22 protein-coding genes are annotated in these 21,252 nt (G+C 70.3%); 15 read left to right on the plus strand and 7 right to left on the minus strand.

Annotation, left to right across the window (positions count from 1 at the left end; genetic code table 11):
• Positions 1-30 precede the first annotated feature (30 nt).
• Genes N553_RS0115970 through ilvA form a run of 3 tightly spaced genes read left to right on the plus strand, consistent with a single transcriptional unit; the run spans position 31 to position 3,712 of the window.
• A complete protein-coding gene (locus tag N553_RS0115970) occupies positions 31-1,248 on the plus strand; it encodes a cystathionine gamma-synthase (protein ID WP_028047364.1) in 1,218 nt (405 codons plus the stop codon).
• Positions 1,245-2,513, plus strand: coding sequence for an AI-2E family transporter (locus tag N553_RS23120; RefSeq protein WP_081844691.1), 1,269 nt, complete (start codon positions 1,245-1,247; stop codon positions 2,511-2,513). Before N553_RS0115970 ends, N553_RS23120 begins: the two co-directional genes overlap by 4 nt.
• Positions 2,510-3,712, plus strand: coding sequence for a threonine ammonia-lyase (gene ilvA, locus N553_RS0115980; protein WP_028047365.1), 1,203 nt, complete (start codon positions 2,510-2,512; stop codon positions 3,710-3,712). The genes N553_RS23120 and ilvA overlap by 4 nt, the downstream gene beginning before the upstream one ends.
• An 83-nt stretch (positions 3,713-3,795) precedes the next feature.
• Here the strand turns inward: ilvA and greA are convergent, their stop codons facing one another.
• Together greA and N553_RS0115990 are read right to left on the minus strand one after the other, a co-directional pair.
• Complete coding sequence (gene greA, locus N553_RS0115985; protein ID WP_028047366.1) at positions 3,796-4,281, minus strand: transcription elongation factor GreA; 486 nt, start codon at positions 4,279-4,281, stop codon at positions 3,796-3,798.
• Positions 4,282-4,451: 170 nt separating this feature from the next.
• Positions 4,452-4,907: a DUF4307 domain-containing protein gene (locus tag N553_RS0115990; protein ID WP_081844693.1), complete on the minus strand. Its 456-nt coding sequence runs from the start codon at positions 4,905-4,907 to the stop codon at positions 4,452-4,454.
• An 88-nt stretch (positions 4,908-4,995) separates the two neighbouring features.
• Between N553_RS0115990 and mca the strand changes: the two genes are divergently transcribed.
• Genes mca through N553_RS0116005 form a run of 3 tightly spaced genes read left to right on the plus strand, consistent with a single transcriptional unit; the run spans position 4,996 to position 7,041 of the window.
• Positions 4,996-5,853, plus strand: a complete 858-nt coding sequence (mca, locus tag N553_RS0115995; RefSeq protein ID WP_081844695.1) for a mycothiol conjugate amidase Mca — start codon at positions 4,996-4,998, stop codon at positions 5,851-5,853.
• Positions 5,850-6,191, plus strand: coding sequence for a hypothetical protein (locus tag N553_RS23125; protein ID WP_034622883.1), 342 nt, complete (start codon positions 5,850-5,852; stop codon positions 6,189-6,191). The genes mca and N553_RS23125 overlap by 4 nt, the downstream gene beginning before the upstream one ends.
• 16 nt (positions 6,192-6,207) lie before the next feature.
• Entirely contained in the window at positions 6,208-7,041 is an 834-nt protein-coding gene (locus N553_RS0116005; RefSeq protein ID WP_028047369.1) for a carbon-nitrogen hydrolase family protein, read from the plus strand.
• Between the two features lie 6 nt (positions 7,042-7,047).
• Here N553_RS0116005 and N553_RS0116010 read toward each other — a convergent pair whose 3' ends face one another.
• Complete coding sequence (locus tag N553_RS0116010; protein WP_028047370.1) at positions 7,048-7,758, minus strand: hemolysin III family protein; 711 nt, start codon at positions 7,756-7,758, stop codon at positions 7,048-7,050.
• A gap of 196 nt (positions 7,759-7,954) precedes the next feature.
• Between N553_RS0116010 and N553_RS0116015 the strand changes: the two genes are divergently transcribed.
• The 4 genes from N553_RS0116015 to N553_RS0116030 all read left to right on the plus strand — a co-directional run bounded on the left by N553_RS0116015 (position 7,955) and on the right by N553_RS0116030 (position 12,861).
• The gene (locus N553_RS0116015) at positions 7,955-8,716 is read left to right on the plus strand and encodes an isoprenyl transferase (RefSeq protein ID WP_028047371.1); all 762 of its coding nucleotides are present in this window, start codon (positions 7,955-7,957) and stop codon (positions 8,714-8,716) included.
• Positions 8,717-9,090: 374 nt separating this feature from the next.
• Positions 9,091-10,413 carry a PhoH family protein gene (locus N553_RS0116020; protein WP_081844721.1) on the plus strand — a complete coding sequence of 441 codons (1,323 nt, stop codon included), beginning with the start codon at positions 9,091-9,093 and terminating at the stop codon, positions 10,411-10,413.
• 109 nt (positions 10,414-10,522) lie between these two features.
• On the plus strand, positions 10,523-11,152 hold the full coding sequence (locus N553_RS23130) for a PadR family transcriptional regulator (protein WP_034622895.1): 630 nt from the start codon (positions 10,523-10,525) through the stop codon (positions 11,150-11,152).
• 59 nt (positions 11,153-11,211) lie between these two features.
• On the plus strand, positions 11,212-12,861 hold the full coding sequence (locus N553_RS0116030) for a DHA2 family efflux MFS transporter permease subunit (protein WP_028047373.1): 1,650 nt from the start codon (positions 11,212-11,214) through the stop codon (positions 12,859-12,861).
• Positions 12,862-12,953: 92 nt separating this feature from the next.
• On the opposite strand, the gene N553_RS0116035 is transcribed toward N553_RS0116030, so the two are convergent.
• Positions 12,954-14,348, minus strand: coding sequence for a class II fumarate hydratase (locus N553_RS0116035; protein ID WP_081844696.1), 1,395 nt, complete (start codon positions 14,346-14,348; stop codon positions 12,954-12,956).
• 91 nt (positions 14,349-14,439) lie between these two features.
• On the opposite strand from N553_RS0116035, the gene N553_RS0116040 reads away from it, so the two are divergent.
• Positions 14,440-14,760, plus strand: a complete 321-nt coding sequence (locus N553_RS0116040; protein ID WP_028047375.1) for a DUF2087 domain-containing protein — start codon at positions 14,440-14,442, stop codon at positions 14,758-14,760.
• A gap of 41 nt (positions 14,761-14,801) precedes the next feature.
• Here the strand turns inward: N553_RS0116040 and N553_RS0116045 are convergent, their stop codons facing one another.
• Positions 14,802-15,431, minus strand: a complete 630-nt coding sequence (locus N553_RS0116045) for a carbonic anhydrase (protein ID WP_028047376.1) — start codon at positions 15,429-15,431, stop codon at positions 14,802-14,804.
• 125 nt (positions 15,432-15,556) lie between these two features.
• On the opposite strand from N553_RS0116045, the gene N553_RS0116050 reads away from it, so the two are divergent.
• The 4 genes from N553_RS0116050 to N553_RS0116065 are packed head-to-tail and all read left to right on the plus strand — an operon-like array spanning position 15,557 to position 19,989.
• Positions 15,557-16,852 (plus strand): extracellular solute-binding protein, encoded by a 1,296-nt coding sequence (locus N553_RS0116050; RefSeq protein WP_028047377.1) that lies wholly within the window; start codon positions 15,557-15,559, stop codon positions 16,850-16,852.
• Positions 16,849-17,844 carry a carbohydrate ABC transporter permease gene (locus N553_RS0116055; RefSeq protein ID WP_081844698.1) on the plus strand — a complete coding sequence of 332 codons (996 nt, stop codon included), beginning with the start codon at positions 16,849-16,851 and terminating at the stop codon, positions 17,842-17,844. Before N553_RS0116050 ends, N553_RS0116055 begins: the two co-directional genes overlap by 4 nt.
• The gene (locus tag N553_RS0116060) at positions 17,844-18,692 is read left to right on the plus strand and encodes a carbohydrate ABC transporter permease (RefSeq protein ID WP_028047379.1); all 849 of its coding nucleotides are present in this window, start codon (positions 17,844-17,846) and stop codon (positions 18,690-18,692) included. The genes N553_RS0116055 and N553_RS0116060 overlap by 1 nt, the downstream gene beginning before the upstream one ends.
• 37 nt (positions 18,693-18,729) lie before the next feature.
• Entirely contained in the window at positions 18,730-19,989 is a 1,260-nt protein-coding gene (locus tag N553_RS0116065) for an ABC transporter ATP-binding protein (protein ID WP_028047380.1), read from the plus strand.
• Between the two features lie 4 nt (positions 19,990-19,993).
• Here the strand turns inward: N553_RS0116065 and N553_RS0116070 are convergent, their stop codons facing one another.
• Entirely contained in the window at positions 19,994-20,926 is a 933-nt protein-coding gene (locus N553_RS0116070; protein ID WP_028047381.1) for a carbohydrate kinase, read from the minus strand.
• Positions 20,923-21,231: an exodeoxyribonuclease VII small subunit gene (locus N553_RS23135; RefSeq protein ID WP_051640252.1), complete on the minus strand. Its 309-nt coding sequence runs from the start codon at positions 21,229-21,231 to the stop codon at positions 20,923-20,925. The genes N553_RS0116070 and N553_RS23135 overlap by 4 nt, the downstream gene beginning before the upstream one ends.
• Positions 21,232-21,252: the final 21 nt, after the last annotated feature.

The raw sequence follows: 21,252 nt of genomic DNA on the forward strand, positions 1-21,252 counted from the left end.
GCGTCGGCAGGACCGCCTAGCCTGGTGGACGTGACGAACGACGCTCCGCCCCACGAGGACGACTGGACCACGGCAGGCTTCTCGACGAGGGCCATCCACGCAGGTCAGGAACCCGATCCACTGACCGGCGCGGTGGTGCCGCCCATCTACGCGACCTCCACCTACAAGCAGGACGGGGTGGGGGGGCTGCGCGGCGGCTACGAGTACTCGCGCTCGGCAAACCCGACCCGCACCGCACTCGAGTCGGCGCTCGCGGCCGCGGAGGGTGGTGCCGCCGGGTTCGCGTTCGCGTCGGGTCTCGCCGCCGAGGACACCCTGCTGCGCGCGGTCCTGCGACCGGGTGACCACGTGGTGGTCCCGAACGACGCCTACGGGGGCACGTACCGGCTGATCGCGCGCGTGTTCGGCCCGTGGGGGATCGACCACACCGCGGTCGACCTGTCGGACCCGGACGCCGTGCTCGCGGCGATCGAGCCCGGTCGTACCAAGGTCGTCTGGGTCGAGACGCCGACGAACCCGCTGCTCGGAATCGCCGACATCTCGGCGTTGTCCGCGCACGCGCGCTCCGTCGGTGCGCTGCTGGTCGTGGACAACACCTTCGCGACTCCCTACCTGCAGCAACCGCTCGCCCTGGGCGCCGACGTCGTCGTGCACTCGACCACCAAGTACGTCGGCGGGCACTCGGACGTCGTCGGCGGTGCGCTCGTGGTCGGGGACGGCGCGATGCTGCCCGTCGGTCTGGAGGGCCCGCTGGCCGACGCGGTCCGGTTCCACCAGAACGCGTCCGGTGCCGTCGCCGGCCCGTTCGACGCGTGGCTGACGCTGCGAGGGCTCAAGACGCTCGCGGTGCGGATGGACCGGCACTGCGCCAACGCCGCCGCGATCGCCGACTTCCTCGAGGGGCACGACGCCGTCACGTCCGTCATCTACCCGGGGCTGGCCACGCACCCCGACCACGAGGTGGCTGCGAAGCAGATGAGCGGCTTCGGCGGGATGATCTCGTTCCGCACGGGTTCGGAGGCCTCGGCGCTCGCCGTGTGCGCCGCGACGCGGGTGTTCACCCTTGCGGAGTCCCTGGGCGGGGTCGAGTCGCTGATCGAGCACCCGCACAAGATGACGCACGGCTCGGTCGCGGGCACCGATCTGGAGGTCCCCGACGACCTCGTGCGTCTCTCCGTCGGCATCGAGGACGTCGCCGACCTGATCGCGGACCTCACCGCCGCGCTGGCCGTCGGGCGTGCTGCATGACCGAGGCACGGGCGCCCAGGCGTGAGCCCGTCCCGCCGTCCGTCCAGGCGGCGGCGAGCTGGTCGTGGCGTCTCCTGCTCATCGGAGCCGCGCTCGCGGTGCTCCTCTGGCTCCTCAACGAGCTCAAGGTCGTGGTGGTGCCGATCGCGGTCGCCCTCCTGCTGAGCGTGCTGCTCGCGCCGTTCGTCAACTGGCTCGACCGACACACGCGCCTGCCGCGGGTCGCCGCGACGGCGATCGCGGTCGTCGGCATGGTGGTGCTCGTCGCGGCCCTCGTCACGTTGGCCACACGGTCGATCGTCAAGGGCATCGGCGAGCTCTGGGACCAGGCCGCCCAGGGCATCGACCAGCTCACCACGTGGCTCTCGGACGGGCCGCTCGGGCTGACGACCTCCGAGATCAACACGTACGTGGAGAGCATCCAGAAGTCCGCGAGCGGCGGCAGCTCCGAGCTGGTGTCAGGCGCGCTGCACGCGACGACCACCGTCGGCCACGTCGCCGCAGGGATCCTGATCGCCCTCTTCTGCCTCTTCTTCTTCCTGCTGGACGGGCGAAGGATCTGGTCGTGGGTGATCGGTCTTCTCCCGCGAGGCTCCCGCGAGCACGTCCACCAGGCCGGTCGACGCGGCGTGGTGACGCTCGGCGCCTACACGCGCACCCAGATCCTGGTCGCCGGGGTCGACGCCCTGGGCATCGGCATCGGTGCCGCGATCCTCGGGGTGCCGCTCGCTCTTCCGCTGGCCGTCCTGGTGTTCCTCGGTTCGTTCGTGCCCATCGTCGGTGCGGTCGTCACGGGGTCCGTCGCCGTGCTGGTCGCGCTCGTCGCGAACGGGCCCGTCAACGCCCTGCTGATGCTCGCGGTCGTGCTCGTGGTGCAGCAGATCGAGGGCCACGGGCTGCAGCCGTTCCTCATGGGGCACGCGGTGTCGTTGCACCCCGTCGCCGTGCTGCTGTCGGTGGCGGCAGGGTCGTTCGTCGCGGGCATCATCGGCGCGCTGTTGGCAGTGCCGATCGTCGCCACGCTCAACACGGTCGTCCTGTACCTGCACGGTCACGACAAGTTCCCCCAGCTCGGGCGCGACGACCATGTGCCCGTCCGGGGCCGCGGCCATCCGGTGCTCGACCGAGCGATCGCTCAGGTCGCCGAGGCCGAGATGGAGCAGGAGGCGACACAGGCCGAGGACGAGGAGCTCGACGTCATGTCCCCGATCGTCGACGACGCTGCCGGGCCGGCGTCGGACGAGACCACCCCAGGCTCGCGATGATCGGTCTGGCGGAGGTACGTACCGCCGCCGACCTGCTGGAGGGCATCACCGACCGGACGCCTGTGCAGCTCAGCCGCGCCCTGTCGCACCTCGTCGGCGGCGAGGTCTGGCTCAAGTGCGAGAACCTCCAGCGTGCCGGGTCGTTCAAGCTGCGCGGCGCGTACGTGCGGATGGCACGGCTCACCGCGCAGGAGCAGTCACGAGGCGTCGTCGCTGCCAGTGCCGGCAACCACGCGCAGGGTGTCGCGCTCGCCGCTCGGATGCTCGGCATCGAGTCGGTCGTGTTCATGCCCGTCGACGCCGCTCTGCCCAAGGTCGCCGCGACCCGCGAGTACGGCGCGCGCATCGAGGCGGTCGGTTCCAGCGTCGACGAGGCTCTGCGTCACGCGCGGGAGTACGCCGACCGGACGGGTGCGGTCCTCATCCACCCGTTCGACCACGAGGACGTGGTGGCGGGGCAGGGCACCATCGCTCTGGAGATCGTCGAGCAGGTGCCGGACGTCGCGACCGTGGTCGTGCCGGTGGGCGGGGGCGGGCTCGCCGCGGGAGTCGTCGCTGCGCTCGCGGAGCTCCGCCCGTCCGTCAGGGTGATCGGGGTGCAGGCCGAGCGTGCGGCCGCATACCCGGCGTCGCTGGCGGCGGGCCACCCGGTGCAGGCGCCCGAGCTGCGCACGATGGCCGACGGCATCGCGGTCGGTGTGCCGGGAACGGTGCCGTTCCACATCCTGTCCGCGCACGGCGTCCGCGTCCGGACCGTGTCGGAGGAGGACCTGTCCCGCGCGCTCCTGCTCGTGGCAGAGCGGGCCAAGATGCTCGTCGAGCCCTCGGGTGCCGCGGCGGTCGCGTCGTTGATGGCGGAGCCGAGAGGTCTCGAGGGGCCCGTGGTCGCGATCCTGTCCGGGGGCAACATCGACCCGTTGGTCCTCATGCGGGTGGTCCGGCACGGGCTCGCGTCCGCGGGTCGGTTCCTCCAGCTGCGGGTCCGCCTGGACGACACTCCCGGCGCCCTGGCGTCGCTCCTTCGCGACATTGCGGCGACCGGGGCGAACGTCATGGACGTCTCCCATGCGCGCACGGGGGTCGAGCTCGCGATCGACGAGGTCGCGATCGAGGTCCAGGTCGAGGCCAAGGGTCCGGACCACTGCGCTCACGTGGTCGAAGCCCTCACCGTCGCGGGGTACCGCCTGTCCGGCGCCTGAGACGGGCACGGAGACGGCACGGGGCGGAGACGGCTGAGGCGCCGACCCCCGAAGGGGCGGCGCCTCAGCAGCGTGCAGCTAGGTCAGCCGGTGAACGGCTTCGCGTCGGTGATCGAGACCGCGATCTCCCGGCCGTTCGGCGCGAGGTAGCTGGTCGAGTCGCCGACCTTCGTGCCGTTGATCGCGGCGCCGAGCGGAGAGGTGGGCGAGTACACGTCGATGTCCGACGTCCCCGCGATCTCGCGAGAGCCGAGCAGGAACACCATCTCGTCGCCGGCCACGACGGCCGTCACGACCATGCCGGGCTCGACGATCCCGTCGTCGGGCGGCGTGCCGATGTGCACGTTGCGCAGCTTCTCCTTGAGCTCGCGGATCCGGGCCTCCTGCTTGCCCTGCTCCTCGCGAGCGGCGTGGTAGCCGCCGTTCTCCTTGAGGTCGCCCTCGTCGCGGGCTGCCGAGATGCGCGCGACGACCTCGTCGCGGCCCGGCCCCTCGAGGTGGGCGAGCTCGGCCGTGAGCCGGTCGTAGGCCTCCTGCGTCAGCCAGGTGGCTGCATTCGTTTCGGTCACGATCGCTCCTTTCACGTGCTTGGTCGATGCCGCGGGTACAGCGATGCTCAGACGAACAGCGATGCCCCAGGAGATGCCGTTCCCTCTCGGTCGCGTCGACGAGCGGTGACGCCGGACCGGGGCGGCGTAGAAACGACAAGGATAGCAAGACAGGCGACCAGTTGCCGGTCTCAGGGGGTGACGTCACACCTGTCGACGGTGCCGCTGACGGCCAGCTCGGTGGTCTGCACGGTGGCCGTCACGCGCTGCGTTCCCTCGTCGGCAGGGCCGACCGTCACCGCGCGGACGCCCACCTCGGCGTAGGACTCCGACAGGGCGCGGACCGTGCACACGACGGTGTCGGCGCGCGGCTTGGTCACGTCGAACGTCACCTGGATCGCCTCAGGACCCTGCACGTGAAACCCGACGTCCTTCCAGGACACGGGCTGGCTCGCGACGTTCAGGGCGACCCCGAGCGCGACGGCGAGACCTGCCACGGCTGTGACGATCAGCCCGACCCGTCGTCGACGACGGGTTCGTGGGGTCGACGGCGGACCGTAGCGGCCGGGGGGCGGCTGCAGGACGGTCACGACGATCCTCCGGGGTCCGAACGGGTGGCGCGACGAATCCGCCGCGTAGGCGATCATTGTCTCTCGTCCAACCACGCGCCCACGCCGAGCCCCGGCGGGCGGACCCAGGGGAGGCCCGACGGTGACTGGAGAGCGGCTGCGCCTGATGGCGGTGCACGCCCACCCCGACGACGAGTCGAGCAAGGGCGCGGCCACCACCGCGAAGTACGCCGCCGAGGGTGTCGACGTCCTGGTCGTCTCCTGCACGGGCGGCGAGCGCGGAGACGTGCTGAACCCGAGCTATGGCGAGGTCCCTGGCGGGATCGAGGGGATGCAGGCGCTTCGGCGTGAGGAGATGGCCGCCGCTGCTGAGGCGCTCGGCGTCCGGCACCACTGGCTCGGCTTCGTCGACTCCGGTCTGCCGGAGGGTGACCCGTTGCCTCCGCTGCCTGAGGGCTGCTTCGCGCTGGTGCCGCTCGAGGAGGCTGCGGCGCCGCTCGTCGAGCTGGTGCGCTCGTTCAAGCCGCACGTGATGACCACGTACGACGAGAACGGCGGTTACCCGCACCCCGACCACATCATGTGCCACAAGGTCTCCGTCGAGGCGTTCGAAGCGGCCGGTGACCCTGAGCGCTACGTCGGCCAGGGGGAACCCTGGAACCCGTTGAAGCTCTACTACAACGGCGGTTTCTCGCTCGTGCGCATGCGCGCGGTCCACGAGGCCCTGCTCGACGCGGGCCGTGAGTCACCGTTCGGCGAGTGGATCGACTCGCGCGAGGCCCGCGGGGTTCCCGAGCGCGAGATCACGACCCGGATCGAGGCCGGTGCCTACTTCGAGCAGCGCGACGCGGCGCTGCGGGCGCACGCCACCCAGATCGACCCGGAGGGCTTCTTCTTCGCGATGCCGCGCGAGGTCGAGCTCGCCCGCTGGTCCACCGAGGAGTACGAGCTCGCGCAGTCACGGGTGCCCACGAATCTCCCGGAGGACGACCTGTTCGCAGGGCTGCGGGACGGCGCCTCGTGATCCACCTGCTGGTCGAGCCCAGCCCGTCACCGACGGACGTGTCGATCGACCCGACCCAGGCGGGCTCGCCCGGGTTCCTCGGCTTCGTGTTCACGTTCCTGGTGGCGATCGCGGCCGTGTTCTTGTTCCTGTCGCTGACCAAGCAGATGCGCCGGGTCGACCGCCGCGCCAAGCAGCTCGGCCTCGACGAGGAGGAGGGCGACCCGTTCGACGGCGGTCCGCACCTCGACGTCGGGCTGATCGACGCAGGCGCGGCCGGACCCGACTCGGAGGTCGACGCGGACGTCCCCGTGGTGTTCGACGACCCCGACGGCGAGCAGCCGAGGCCGTCGCGATGACCGCGGGACGGTCCCGGTGAGCACGCCTCCTGAGCGGCCCGCCGTGCGCGTCACGATCGCGCAGCTCGAGGTCAGCGCGGACCACGGGACCAACCGCGAGATCGTCGGCGACGCGTTCAAGCTCGCGGCCGGCCGTCGCTCCGACCTGCTCGTGCTGCCGGAGTACGCCTCGGGGTTCGACCCGCGGGGTGTGGGTCCCGAGCACGCGGAGCCGCTGTCGGGGCAGTTCGTGACGATGCTGCGCGAGCGTGCGGCCAAGACCGGGGTCGCGGTGCTCGCCGGGACGACGCTCCCGGGTCCTGACCCGCAGCACGGCGTGAACGCGGTCGTGGCGGTCGACGGCTCGGGTGAGCTCGTCGGGCTGTACCGCAAGGTCCACCTCTACGACGCGTTCGGCCAGCGGGAATCGGACCGCCTCACGGCCGGACCCGCAGACGCGCCACCGCTGGTGCTCGAGGTGGGCGGCCTGTCGTTCGGGGTGATGACCTGCTACGACCTCCGGTTCCCGGAGTCGGCACGACGCCTGGTCGACGCGGGCGCGCAGGTCATCGTGGTCCCCGCGGCGTGGGCCGACGGGGAGCTCAAGGCGATGCACTGGCGTGCGCTCGCGGTGGCTCGCGCGATCGAGAACACCGCGACCGTCGTCGGCGTCGGTCAGGCCGGGCGCGGGGTGGTGGGGCGGTCGCTCGTCGTAGGTCCCGACGGCGTCGTGGGGCTCGAGTTCGACGACCAACCCACCGTGCGCACCGTGGACATCGACGGTGAGGCCATGCTCTCGGTCCGTCGGCAGAACCCGTCCCTGGCGAACCGCCGGTACACCGTCGTACCCGTCGACCAGGCCGGGGCCTGAGGGCCGTCAGGACGAGTACGAGGCCATCGACACCGCGATGTAGTGGCTTCCGTAGCCGACGACCGTCAGCACGTGGAACACCTCGTGGAAACCGAACCACCGGGGGCTCGGGTTCGGCCGCTTCATGCCGTACACCACCGCTCCGAGCGTGTACGCGAGCCCGCCGAAGGCGATCCAGAACACGATCCACGGTCCGCCCGAGCGGTAGAACGACGGGAAGAACCAGACGGCCACCCAGCCGAGCGCGACGTACACCGGGACGTAGACCCAGCGCGGCGCACCGAGCCAGAAGACCCGCGCGAGCAGACCGACGAGCGCACCGGACCAGACGACGATCAGCAGGACGCGGGCGGTCGTGGCCGGCAGGAGCAGGATCGACAGCGGCGTGTAGGTCCCGGCGATGATCAGGAAGATGTTGGTGTGGTCGAGCCGCCGGAGGACCGCGGCCGTCCTCGGTGACCAGCGGCCCCGGTGGTAGAGGGCGCTCGTGCCGAAGAGCATGATCGCCGTGACCCCGAAGACGGCGCAGGACCACTTGGCGCTGGCCGTCGGGGAGAGCACCACCAGGACGATCGACGCGACGACCACGAGCGGAGTGACGCCGAGGTGGATCCAGCCGCGCAGGTGGGGCTTGATCTGGTCGGCGACGGACTCGGTCAGCGGTACGGACTGCAGTGCGTCGGACGAGCCCGAGGTGGGTGCGGGGGAGGAGCTCATGGAGCGGTTCTCGTTTCGTCAGACGTAACTTACGACTGCGTAGGTTACGGCACCGTAGGTTGCGGTGTCGACCGACCCTGATCATCCCTCCGAATGGCCCGGGACGACGACGTTTCGAGCGAGTAGCGTGTGCGGGTCCGGCCCTGACGATGCACGGCCGACGACCGCCGAACCTGAACGCAACGAAGGAGCGCGCGTGCGCCTGCCCCACCCGCTCTACGGGTTGTACGAGCGCCGGCTGGCAGCCTCGCTCCCGGCGGAGGGCATCCCGCGGCACGTCGGGGTCATCCTCGACGGGAACCGGCGCTGGGCGCGCAGCGTCGGCGGGTCGACCGCGCACGGGCACCGAGCGGGCGGCGACAAGATCTCCGACCTGCTCGAGTGGAGCGAGGACATCGGCGTCGAGGTGGTCACGCTCTGGCTCCTGTCGACGGACAACCTGGAGCGAGCGTCCGACGAGCTCGAACCCCTGCTGGCGATCATCGAGGACGTCGTCGGCGAGCTTGCGGCCACCGGACGATGGCGTGTCCAGGCCGTCGGCGCGCTCGACATGCTGCCGGACCACACCTCGAAGGCGCTCGTCGCCGCCCAGGACGCGACCGCAGGTGTGGTCGGTCTGCACGTGAACGTCGCGGTGGGGTACGGCGGGCGGCGCGAGATCGCCGACGCCGTCCGCGCGTTCCTGCGCGAGCACGCGGACGCGGGGTCGAGCCTGGACGAGCTGGCCGAGGACTTCGACATGGGGCACATCGCCGACCGGCTGTACACGAAGGGCCAGCCGGACCCTGAGCTCGTGATCCGCACGTCGGGCGAGCAGCGGCTCGGCGGGTTCCTGCTGTGGCAGAGCGCGCACTCGGAGTTCTACTTCTGCGAGGCCTACTGGCCGGACTTCAGACGCGTCGACTTCCTGCGCGCCGTCCGGGCGTACGCGGCCCGAGAGCGCCGGATGGGTCGCTAGGGCGGCACCGGGGCGAACCGCAGGACGACAGGTCCGACGTGAACACCGTGTGACATTGTCGCGTGTCGGGCTGGACACGGGCGTTCGCGGGGTAGTTTCCGCCGTAGAGGACAGCGACCGTTGTCCCGGGAGGTCAGCCCATGGAGCACTCGCTCCGGGAGGAGGGCCGGATCCGGCCCACCCTCTCCGGAGGGGCCGACCGCCCCCATCCCGTCGCCGTACATCGGTCCTGCTCGTGTCCCGGGTCCCCTCCCGGACGCAGGAACTCCGGTGTCCGGTGCTCGTCTCGGCGCACCTAGCGCCAGAGGGAGCCTGCCGTGGTGAACAAGGTGCACAACACCCCCGAGTCCGTCGAGGAGACGGATGGCCGCAGGATGCACGTGCTCGACACCTCGGTCCTCCTGTCGGACCCGCGGGCGATCCTGCGGTTCGCGGAGCACGACGTGGTCCTCCCCGTCGTCGTCATCACGGAGCTCGAAGCCAAACGCCACCACGCGGAGCTCGGCTACTTCGCCCGGTCGGCACTGCGCATGCTCGACGACCTGCGCGTCGAGCACGGCCGCCTCGACGTCCCGATCCCGATCAGCGACGAGGGCGGCACGCTCACCGTCGAGCTGAACCACACCGACCTCACCGTCCTGCCGGCAGGCTTCCGGCTCAGCGACAACGACACGAAGATCCTCGCGGTGGCGGCCAACCTCGCCACGGAGGGTCACGACGTCACGGTCGTCTCCAAGGACCTGCCGATGCGCGTCAAGGCGTCGGCGTGCGGCCTGCGGGCGGAGGAGTACCGCGCCGAGCTGGCCGTGGACTCGGGCTGGACCGGGATGGACTCGCTCGACCTCGCCGAAGGCCAGATGTCGGCGCTCTGGGAGCACGAGTCGGTCGCGCTCGCGGACGTGGCCACCGGGTTCGCGCCCACGTCGATGGCCAGCACCAACCCGAACGACCTGCCCTGCCACACAGGGTTGGTGCTGCACAGCCCGCGCGGGTCGGCGCTCGGTCGCGTCACCGCAGACAAGCACGTGCAGCTCGTGCGCGGGGACCGTGACGTGTTCGGTCTGCACGGTCGCAGTGCCGAGCAGCGCATCGCGATCGACCTGCTCCTCGACGAGGAGATCGGCATCGTCTCCCTCGGCGGCAGCGCCGGGACGGGGAAGTCCGCCCTCGCCCTGTGCGCCGGCCTCGAGGCCGTGCTGGAGCGCCGTCAGCACCGCAAGGTCATGGTCTTCAGGCCGCTGTACGCGGTGGGTGGGCAGGACCTCGGCTACCTGCCCGGTGGCGCCGACGAGAAGATGAACCCGTGGGCTCAGGCGGTCTTCGACACGCTCGGGGCGCTGGTCAGCAAGGAGGTCGTCGAGGAGATCATGGACCGCGACATCCTCGAGGTCCTGCCGCTGACCCACATCCGGGGCCGCTCGCTGCACGACGCGTTCGTGATCGTCGACGAGGCTCAGTCGCTCGAGCGCAACGTGCTGCTGACGGTCCTGTCCCGCATCGGCCAGAGCTCACGGGTCGTCATGACGCACGACGTCGCTCAGCGCGACAACCTGCGCGTCGGCCGGCACGACGGTGTCGCCGCAGTGATCGAGGCGCTCAAGGGCCACCCGCTGTTCGCCCACGTGACGCTCACGCGCTCGGAGCGGTCGCCCGTCGCCGCCCTGGTCACCGAGCTGTTGGAGGGCATCGAGGTCTGAGATCCGCCGCACGACGCCCGGGCACCCTCAGGGGCCCGGGCGTTGTTGCGTCGACCCGTCTTCCCGTGGTTATATTCCGACTGGAATAGTCGAACGGGAGGATCTGGAGATGGCGATCGGTGCGCTCTCGGCAGTCGCCGTGCTGATCCTGGCGCTGCTCAACGAGCGACCCATGCACCCCTACCAGGTGCACCAGAACCTGGTGGAGCGCGGGGACACGCGGCTCGTCCGCGTCAACGCCGGCGCGGTCTACCACGGCATCGAGAAGCTCGAAAAGGAGGGGCTCGTCGAGGTCGCCGGGACCGAGCGCTCGGGCAACCGGCCCGAGCGGACGAGCTACCGGATCACGGACGCGGGTCGATCGGCGCTGGTCGCGCGCATCTCCTCGTTCCTCGGTGACGACCACCCGTCCTACCCGCTCTTCTCCGTCGGGATCGCAGAGGCCCACGAGGTCCCCGCGGAGACCGTGATCGAGCAACTCACGCGTCGCCGCACCCGTGAGTCGGAGCGAGCGACGCTGCTGCGGACGGCGTACGACCAGGTGACGTCGCTCGGGCTCCCTCGTCGCTACCTCCTGGACATCGAGCACGACATCGCGATTCTGGGAGCGCAGATCGCGTGGCTGGACCGCACGCTCGACGAGCTGCGTGCCGACGCGCTCGAGTGGGACCAGCCGTTCCCCCAGGGGTTCGCGGAGGCTCGCCACCAGCTGACCGTCTGTCAGACCCCTACGACATAGTCGAACCGGCGACCGCCCTTTCGTCCACACCTCGCACTGCCACCACCAAGGACACCCCCATGACCACTGAGTCCCCGACGGCACTCGTCGACCTGCACGGGCGCAGCCCGTGGAGCATCCTGCCCGCGCTCTGCCTCGGCTTCTTCATGATCATGGTGGACACCACGATCGTGAACATCGCCATCCCGTCGTTGATCACCGCGTTCGACGCGGACCTCACAGCGGTCGGCTGGGTCAACAGCGCCTACCTCCTCACGTTCGCCACCCTGCTGCTGGTGACCGGCCGGCTCGGCGACCGGTTCGGCCCGCGTCCCGTCTTCATGCTCGGGCTGGTCGTGTTCACGCTGGCATCGCTCGCGTGCGGCCTCTCGGGCACCATCGGCCTGCTGATCGCGGCACGTGCCGTCCAGGGCATCGGCGCGGCGCTCATGACCCCGCAGACCATGTCGATGATCACCCGCGTCTTCCCGCCGCAGAAGCGCGGTGCCGCCCTGGGCGTCTGGGGCGCCGTCGCGGGTGTCGCGACGATCGCGGGCCCGGTGCTGGGCGGCATCCTCGTCCAGTCGGCGGGCTGGGAGTGGATCTTCTACATCAACATCCCGGTCGCCGTCGTGGCGCTGTGGTTCGCCAGCACGCGCCTGCCCACCTTGCCGACAGCCAACCGGACCTTCGACCTCCTCGGCGTGCTGCTCTCCGTGGGAGGCATGTTCCTGCTCGTCTTCGGCATCCAGGAGGGCGCAACCTACGACTGGGGCACCATCACGGGCCCGATCACGGTCTGGAGCGTGATCGGCGCCGGCGTCGTGGTGCTCGTCGGGTTCGTGCTGTGGCAGCGCCACCTCAAGGCCGACGCGCTCCTGCCGCTGTCCCTGTTCCACAGCCGCAACTTCTCGCTGTCCAACGTAGCGGGCGCCGCGGTCACCTTCGGGCTCACCGGCATCTTCTTCCCGCTGACGCTCTTCCTGCAGGAGGTCCTCGGCCTCAGCCCGCTGCACGCCGCCCTCGTCGGACTGCCCGGATCGCTCGTGTCTGGGGTCGTCGCGCCGTTCGCAGGTCGGCTCTCCGACCGGATCGCCGCCAAGTGGGTCGTCGCCACCGGGTTCCTCCTCGTCGCGATCTCCGTGTTCTTCATCGCGATCGCGATCGAGCCCGGCGTGCCGATCTGGCACATCGTGCTGCCCAACGTGCTGTTCGGCGTCGGCATCGGCTGCCTCTTCTCCCCGCTGGCGTCGCTGGCGACGTCGGGCCTGGACCAGCGGACCGCGGGTGCCGGGGCTGGCGCCTTCAACACGACGCGGCAGATCGGTGGCGTCATCGGCTCGGCCGTCATCGTCGCGCTGCTGACCTCGCGCCTTGCCGTCACCATCCCGGCCGCGGCGCGGGACCAGGCAGCCAACCTCCCCGAGGACGTCAGGCAGACCTTCGTCGACGGGTTCGCGAACGCGGGCGGGGCGTTCGCCAACGGTTCGGCGGGCGGTATGAAGCTCCCCGACTCGGTGCCGGCAGACGTCGCGGCGCAGATCCAGGCGGCTGCGACGGCGGCGGTGCACTCCGGGTTCGCCACCGCCGCATCGCAGACGATCCTCGCCACGGTCGTCGTGCTCATCCTCGGGTTCGTCGCCAGCATCGCGATGAAGGGCGGCCGGACCCACCACGAGGCACCCGTCGCCGCAGCGGTTCCCGTTCCGGAGGCTTCCGTCCAGGCGTAGAGCGTCGTCCAGACGACAGGGCCCGGTCCTCCCACGCGGAGACGGGGCCCTGTGGTCTGTGCGCGCCGCACATCAGCGGCGTCGACGCTGGCTCAGCTGGGCGGGCGCGTCATGCTGAGCACGTCGAGGGCGGAGTCCAGCTGCTCCTCGGTGACCTCGCCCCGCTCGACGAAGCCGAGCTCGATGACGGCCTGGCGGACGGTGATGCCCTGCTTGACGGCGTGCTTGGCGATCTTCGCAGCCGCCTCGTAGCCGATCACGCGGTTGAGCGGCGTCACGATCGACGGCGAGGACTCCGCGAGCTCGCGGGCGCGGTCGACGTTGGCCACCAGACCCGTCACGGTCTTGTCGGCCAGGAGCCGGGACGCGTTCGTGAGCAGGCGGATGGACTCGAGCACGCCCGCCGCGATCACCGGGATCTGCACGTTCAGCTCGAACGAACCGCTCGCGCCGGCCCACGCGACGGTGGCGTCGTTGCCGATGACGCGTGCGGCGACCATCAGGACCGCCTCGGGGATCACGGGGTTGACCTTGCCCGGCATGATCGACGAGCCGGGCTGCAGGTCGGGGATCGCCAGCTCACCGAGGCCCGTGTTCGGGCCGGAGCCCATCCAGCGCAGGTCGTTGCAGATCTTGGTGAGGCTGACCGCGATGGTCCGCAACGCACCGGACAGCTCGACCAGCCCGTCCCGACCGCTCTGCGCCTCGAAGTGGTCGCGCGCCTCGGTCAACGGGAGGCCGGTGTCCTGCCGGAGCAGCTCGATGACACGCTGCGGGAAGCCGGCCGGGGTGTTGATGCCCGTGCCGACCGCGGTCCCACCGAGCGGTACCTCCGCAGCCCGGGGGAGTGCCGACTCGAGCCGCTCGATGCCGTACCGGACGGCAGCCGCGTAGCCGCCGAACTCCTGGCCCAGGGTGACCGGGGTCGCGTCCATGAGGTGCGTGCGCCCGGACTTGACCACCTCCGCCCACTCCACGGACTTGGACTCCAAGGCCTCCGCCAGGTGCGCGAGCGCGGGAACGAGATCGCGGACGACCCCGGCGGTCGCGGCGACGTGCACGGAGGTCGGGAACACGTCGTTCGAGGACTGCGACGCGTTGACGTGGTCGTTGGGGTGCACGTCGCGGCCCAGCCGCCGGGTGGCCAGCGTCGCCAGGACCTCGTTGGTGTTCATGTTCGAGCTCGTGCCCGAGCCGGTCTGGTAGACGTCGATCGGGAAGTCGCCGTCGTACTCGCCGGAGGCCACGTTATCGGCGGCGGCCATGATCGCCTCGGCGACGTCCTCGTCCAGGACGCCGAGCTCGGCGTTGGCGCGGGCGGCCGCCTTCTTGATGCGGGCGAGCGCCTCGATGTGACCACGCTCGAGCCGGTTGCCGGAGATCGGGAAGTTCTCGACGGCGCGCTGCGTCTGCGCTCGGTACAGGGCGTCGACCGGGACGCGGACCTCACCCATGGTGTCGTGCTCGATGCGGTACTCAGCAGTCATGCGTCCCATCCTGCCGCACCTGCGCGTTGCGCCGAGACGACTGTGACGAACCTCGGAGGCGGGTCCGACCACCGCTTGGCACCATCAAGGAGTGGACGACACGTGCCCCGCCGAACGATTCCTCGACCACGGCCGCTGGGTCCGGGCTCCGCGGCGGACTGCGGACCGGGAGCTCGTGCTCGAGCACCTGGCGGCGCGCGTGCTCGCCCCCGGCGAGTGGCTCACGGAGAGCGAGGTCACCGGCCGGATCGCGCAGGTGTCCGACGACCCGGTCCGGCTGCGCAGGGACCTCGTCGAGGCCGGGCTCCTCGGTCGTCGGGCGGACGGCTCGACCTACTGGCGCGAGAGGCAGACCGTCCACGACGACGAGCCGGGCGCGTTGCCGCGGCCGGACGACGTGTGGTGGCCCTAGGCGCAGCCACGGTCGGGCGCCGAACCCGGACGTAGCCGGGCTCAGACCGCGCCGACCGCCTCCGTCAGGTGGACCGTGCCGTCGGCGAGCGTGTACTCGACTCCGACGATCGCCACCCGGCCCGACGTGACGGACTCGGCGAGCGAACGCGAGTACCCCTGGAGCATCTGCACCGTGTGGCGGACGTGCTCGTGGCCGAGCACCGCCGGGTCCAGCGACCCGAGCGCACCAGGCCCGCCGCCGCCGAGGTTGACGATGCTCGGGATGACGCGGTCGACGATCGCCCGCACGAAGCCGGTCGGCAGCTCGCCCGTGGTCAGCGCGTTCGTGGCGGCCGCGACCGCTCCGCAGCTGTCGTGCCCGAGCACCACGACCAGCGAGGCCCCGAGCACGTCGACCCCGTACTCGATCGACCCGATCACCGTGGTGTCGAGCACGTGGCCGGCGGTGCGGACCACGAACACGTCGCCGAGGCCCTGGTCGAAGATGATCTCGGCTGCGACGCGTGAGTCCGAGCAGCCGAAGATCACCGCGAACGGATGCTGAGCCACGCTGACCTCCGCCCGGTGGTCGACTCCCTGGGACGGGTGCTGCATCTCACCGCGGACGAATCGTTCGTTGCCTGCGCGGAGGGCGGACCAGGCTTCTGCGGGGGTGGTGGGTCGGGTCACGGCGACATCGTCGCAGGTCCGGCACGCGCGGCGCACGCAGGAATCGGACACTTCGGGTGGCGGTGGGCTGGCCGCAGGGGTATCCAAGGAGGTGAGGCGACGCGGCCTCAGTTCGGAGGACTCTCGTGAGACGACGTTCTCGGGCTCTCGCTCTCGTCGTGGGCCTGGCCGTTGTGGCTCCGCTCGCGGCGTGTGCCGGTGAGGGTTCCGGCACCCCGAAGCTCATCTGGTACATCAACCCGGACGACGGCGGACAGGCGGCCATCGCCAAGGAGTGCACCGAGCAAGCAGGCGGCGCCTACAAGCTCGAGGTCTCGGTCCTTCCCCGTGACGCCAGTGCGCAGCGTGAGCAGCTCGCGCGGCGGCTCGCGGCGGCGGACTCGTCCATCGACATCATGAGTCTCGACCCACCGTTCATCCCGGAGATGGCGGAGCCCGGGTTCCTGGCGCCGGTGCCGGACGATGTCGCGGAGCGGGTCAGCAAGGACGTCGTCGCGGGCGCCCTCGCGGGTGCGACGTGGAACGACAAGCTCGTCACGGTCCCGTTCTGGGCGAACACGCAGCTGCTCTGGTACCGCAAGAGCGTCGCTGCGGCGGCCGGCCTGGACCCGTCGAAGACCCCGGTGACGTGGGACCAGATCATGACGGCCGCCAAGGACCAGGACAAGTACCTCGCGGTCCAGGGCACCAAGGCCGAGTCCCTGACGGTGTGGATCAACGCGCTCGTGGCCTCGGCGGGCGGGCAGATCATCGAGAACCCGGAGGCACCGGCTGACGAGATCACGCTGGGCCTCGACAGCCCGGCGGGAGAGGCCGCCGCGACGATCATCGGCACGATCGGCAAGGAGAACCTCGGCGGTCCGGGCCTTCCGACGGAGGACGAGGGAGCCTCGCTCTCCGTCTTCCAGGGTGACAAGGGCTCCTTCATGGTCAACTGGCCGTTCGTCTGGTCGGCCACGAAGGCCGGCGTCGAGGACGGAACGTTCCCCCAGGCTCTGCTCGACGACTTCGGCTGGGCGCTGTACCCGCAGGTGACCGCGGACCAGGAGTCGGCGCCGCCCTACGGAGGCATCAACCTCGGCATCGGTGCCTACAGCAAGCACGTCGACCTCGCCTTCCAGGCCGCGGAGTGCATCGTCACCCCCGAGCACCAGGCGACGTACTTCGCGACGAACGGGAACCCGCCCTCCAACACCACGGCGTACGACGACCCGGCGGTCAAGGAGGCGTTCCCCATGGCGGACGTCATCCGTGAGTCGCTCGAGCTCGCGGCGCCGCGACCGCAGACCCCGTATTACAACGAGGTGTCCACGGGACTGCAGCAGACCTGGCACCCGCCGAGCTCGGTGAACCCGGGCACGACGCCCAAGGAGTCGACCGATCTGATCACTGCCGTGCTTCGAGGGGAGCAGCTGCTATGAGCACAGCGTCGGCCGGAGCCGGGGCGGTCCGGGCTCAGGTGCCCTCAGGCGCGCCGCCTGACCTGCGCGACGCGGCGGCCAAGGCCGGGCGCAGCGACCGGGCCAAGTCCGAGGCCCGCCTCGGCTGGCTGCTCGCCGGACCAGCGTTCGTGGTCATGCTGTCCGTCACCCTCTACCCGATCATCCAGGCCTTCTTCGACTCGCTGTACCACTACCGGCTCACGGCGCCGGACGACAAGCGATGGGCCGGCCTGAGCAACTACGCGGTCGTGCTGACGGACCCGATCTTCTGGCAGGCCCTCGGCGTCACCCTGTTCATCACGGTCATCACGGTGGTGTGCGAGCTGATCCTCGGCTTCGCGCTCGCGCTGGTGATGCACGGGGCGATCAAGAGCCTGCGAGGACTGCTCCGCACAGCGATCCTCGTGCCGTACGGGATCATCACGGTCGTCTCCGCGTTCGCGTGGTTCTACGCGTTCGACATCAACTCAGGGTTCATCAACCACTGGTTCGCCTGGGTGCCCGGAATCAGCGAGGACCTCAACTGGTTCGCGTCCCAGGGGACCAGCCTGGTCGTCATCATCATGTCCGAGATCTGGAAGACGACTCCGTTCATCTCGCTCCTCCTGCTGGCCGGCCTCTCGCAGGTGCCGACCGAGCTCGAGGAGGCCGCCGAGGTCGACGGGGCCACGTGGTGGCAGCGTCTGACGCGGGTCGTCCTGCCGAACATGAAGGCCGCGATCATGGTCGCCGTGCTGTTCCGCACGCTGGACGCGTTCCGCATCTTCGACAACGTGTTCATCATGACGAACGGCGCGAACGGCACCGAGGTGCTGTCGCTCCTGACCTACCGCACCTCCATCGGGCGCCTCGAGATCGGGCTCGGCTCGGCGCTCTCCGTGCTCCTGTTCCTCTGCGTGATCCTGATCTGCTGGATTGCGATCAAGCTGTTCAAGGTCGATCTAGCAGGCGGCGCGAGGGGAGCGAGCTGATGAGGCAGCTGTCGACGCGGGCCAAGTGGGGCTGGGGCCTCATCACGGTCTTCGTGATCACGTACGCGCTCTTCCCGGTCGTCTCGATCTTCGCGACGTCGTTCAAGCTGCCCAGCCAGCTGAACCTGGGGACGTTCTGGCCGAAGACCTGGTCGACGACGAACTACGAGCAGATCCTCGCCCCGGACGGGTCGGCGCAGACGCTGTTCCTCTCGTCCCTGCGCAACTCGGTCGGCATCTGCCTGATCGCCACGGGCATCGCCGTCGTCCTTGCCACCCTGGCGGCCTACGCGATCGCGAGGCTCGACTTCCCGGGCAAGCGGGTCGTCCTGCTCACGGCACTGGGCGTCTCGATCTTCCCCGTGATCTCGATCGTCACGCCGCTGTTCAACCTCTGGCGCCAGATCGGCCTGTACGACACCTGGCTCGGCCTGATCATCCCGTACCTGTCGCTGACGCTGCCGATCTCGATCTGGACGCTGGCCGCGTTCTTCCGGCAGATCCCGTGGGAGCTCGAGCAGGCGGCGCAGGTGGACGGCGCCACCACGTGGCAGGCCTTCCGCAAGGCGATCATTCCGCTCGCCGCACCGGGTGTGTTCACCACGGCGCTGATCGCCTTCTTCATCGCGTGGAACGACTTCGTGTACGGCATCTCGCTCACCTCGACCGACCGGGCCCGTCCCGTCCCGGCCGCGCTGGCCTTCTTCACCGGTGCCTCGCAGTTCGAGGAGCCGACAGGGGCGATCTCTGCCGCGGCCATCGTCGTGACCATCCCGGTGGTCATCCTCGTCCTGCTCTTCCAGCGCCAGATCGTGTCCGGCCTGACCCAGGGCGCCGTCAAGGGCTGACGCCCGAGGACGCAGCCCGACCCACGAAGGAGATCCGATGGCCGCCATCACCCTCAAGGACATCGTCAAGCAGTACGGCGACGGCTTCCTCGCCGTCAAAGGTGTGAGCCTCGACATCGCCGACGGCGAGTTCGTCATCCTCGTCGGGCCGTCAGGCTGCGGGAAGTCGACGCTCCTGCGCATGATCGTCGGCCTCGAGGACATCACCGCGGGTGACCTGACGATCGGCGGCAAGCGCGTCAACGAGAAGGCACCCCGGGACCGCAAGCTCGCGATGGTGTTCCAGAACTACGCGCTCTACCCGCACCTGACCGTGTTCGAGAACATCGCCTTCCCTCTGCGGCTGCAGAAGGGCAAGTTCACCGAGGCGCAGATCAAGGAGAAGGTCGAGTTCGCGGCGCGCACGCTCGAGCTGCAGGACCACCTGGACCGCAAGCCGGCGAACCTTTCCGGCGGCCAACGGCAGCGCGTGGCCATGGGCCGTGCCATCGTGCGGGACGCCGACGCCTTCCTCTTCGACGAGCCGCTGTCCAACCTCGACGCCAAGCTCCGCGGCCAGATGCGTACCGAGATCGCCCGCATGCAACGCAAGATGGGCACGACCACCGTCTACGTCACGCACGACCAGACCGAGGCCATGACGCTCGGTGACCGGGTGGCCGTCCTGCGCAAGGGTGAGCTGCAGCAGGTCGCCAGCCCGCGCGGCCTGTACGAGCAGCCGAAGAACCTGTTCGTCGCAGGGTTCATCGGCTCACCTCCGATGAACTTCCTGCCGGGCGAGGTGGTCGACGGGCGGGCCCTTCGACTGCCGTTCGCCGACATCCCGCTGACGCCGGAGCTGTCCGGGAAGCTCCGTGGCAAGAACCTCGTGATCGTCGGTCTACGTCCTGAGCACTTCGAGGACGCGTCCCTGCTCGAGGCGACCAAGCGCACGCAGGGCGTCCAGTTCACCGCACCGGTCGACGTCACGGAGTGGCTGGGGTCCGAGCTCTACGCCTACATCCCGTTCGACACGAACCCCGAGGTGGCCGGCAAGCTCGAGGAGCTCGACCGCGACCTCGACGGTGAGGGCCTGCGCACGCAGCTCATCGTCGCCCTCGACTCGGAGAGCAAGATCCGGGACGGCGACCAGGCCGGCCTCTGGTTCGACCCCGCGCGCGCGATGATCTTCGACCCTGAATCCGGCGAGAACCTCACCTGGAGTGCCGACGACGCGCGTCGGATCGACGAGGAGAACGAGGCGGACCGCAAGGCCTCGCTGGAACGCGCCCACGCCCGCGAGGCCGCGAGCGCGTAGCTGATCAGAGGAGCTCGTCGGCGCCGGGCGGGTTGGCACCGGCACGGGAGACCGTGATCGCGGCGATCCTTGCGCAGCGCTCGAGCACGCCCTGAAGGACCGCCGTGTCGGCGTCGGCGAGCGCCTGCCGGTTCGCGGCGCCGAGCAGACCGGCGGTCCAGAGGCCGTCGATCAGACCGCCCATGAACGAGTCACCTGCACCGACGGTGTCCGCGACCTGGACCTTGGGCGCGACCACCTGCAGGCGTGCTCCCGCCGATGTGCACGCGAACGCACCCTCGCCGCCGTGCGTGACGACGACGAGCGACGGCCCGGACTGGCTCCACTGCTCGGCGATCTCCGCCGGTGCGACGCCCGGGTGCAGCCACGCCAGGTCCTCGTCGCTGACCTTGACCACGTCGGCCAGCCGCACGAGCGCGTCGACGTAGGGCAGGGCGTGCGACGGCGAGCCCATGAGCACCGGGCGCAGGTTCGGGTCGTAGGTGATGGTCGACCGGGGGCGGCTGTCGGCGACGAGCCGTTCGACGGCGGCGCCGCCCGGCTGCAGCACCGTGGCGATCGAGCCCGTGTGGACGACGAGCGGGTCACCCTCGGCGTCGTCCCACGAGCTCGGCAGGTCCCACTCGAGGTCGAACTCGTAGCTCGCGACACCGCCCGCATCGATCTTCGCGGTGGCCACCGGCGTCCGGGTCGCCGATCGGTCACCCGTCAGCACGTTCACCTTCGAGCTGCCGAGGTGGCGGCGCACCAGGTCGCCGTCCGAGTCTTCGCCGAGCCAGGTGAGCAGGTCAACCGCGCGGCCCAGGCGGCCCAGGCCGATCGCCACGTTGGCCGGGCTGCCCCCGGGGTGCCGCTCGCGGCTCCCGTCGGGTCGTACGACCTCGTCGATCAGGGCCTCGCCGACGACCAGTGCGCGGTCCTGTGCTGCGGGTGTCATGCCTGCTCCTCGATGTCGTCGGGGGTGATCTCGTCAGGATCGACGTCGGTGTCCGGGTCGTCGCTCTGCGGACCGGCCTTCGCCCGAACGGCGGTGAGCCGCTGCCGGGCGCCGTCCAACCATTCCTGGCAGCGCGCGGCGAGCGCCTCACCACGCTCCCAGAGCGCTAGTGACTCCTCGAGCGTCTGCGCACCGGCCTCGAGCCGCGCGACGACGGAGACCAGCTCGTCGCGGGCCTGCTCGTAACCGAGCGCGCTCACGTCGGCGTTGGGGTTGTCGGGGGTGGTGGGGGACGCCTTCGGCACGGGGACAGTCAACCAGCAGAG

Source organism: Cellulomonas sp. URHE0023, assembly GCF_000688475.1.
Lineage (GTDB): Bacteria > Actinomycetota > Actinomycetes > Actinomycetales > Cellulomonadaceae > Cellulomonas.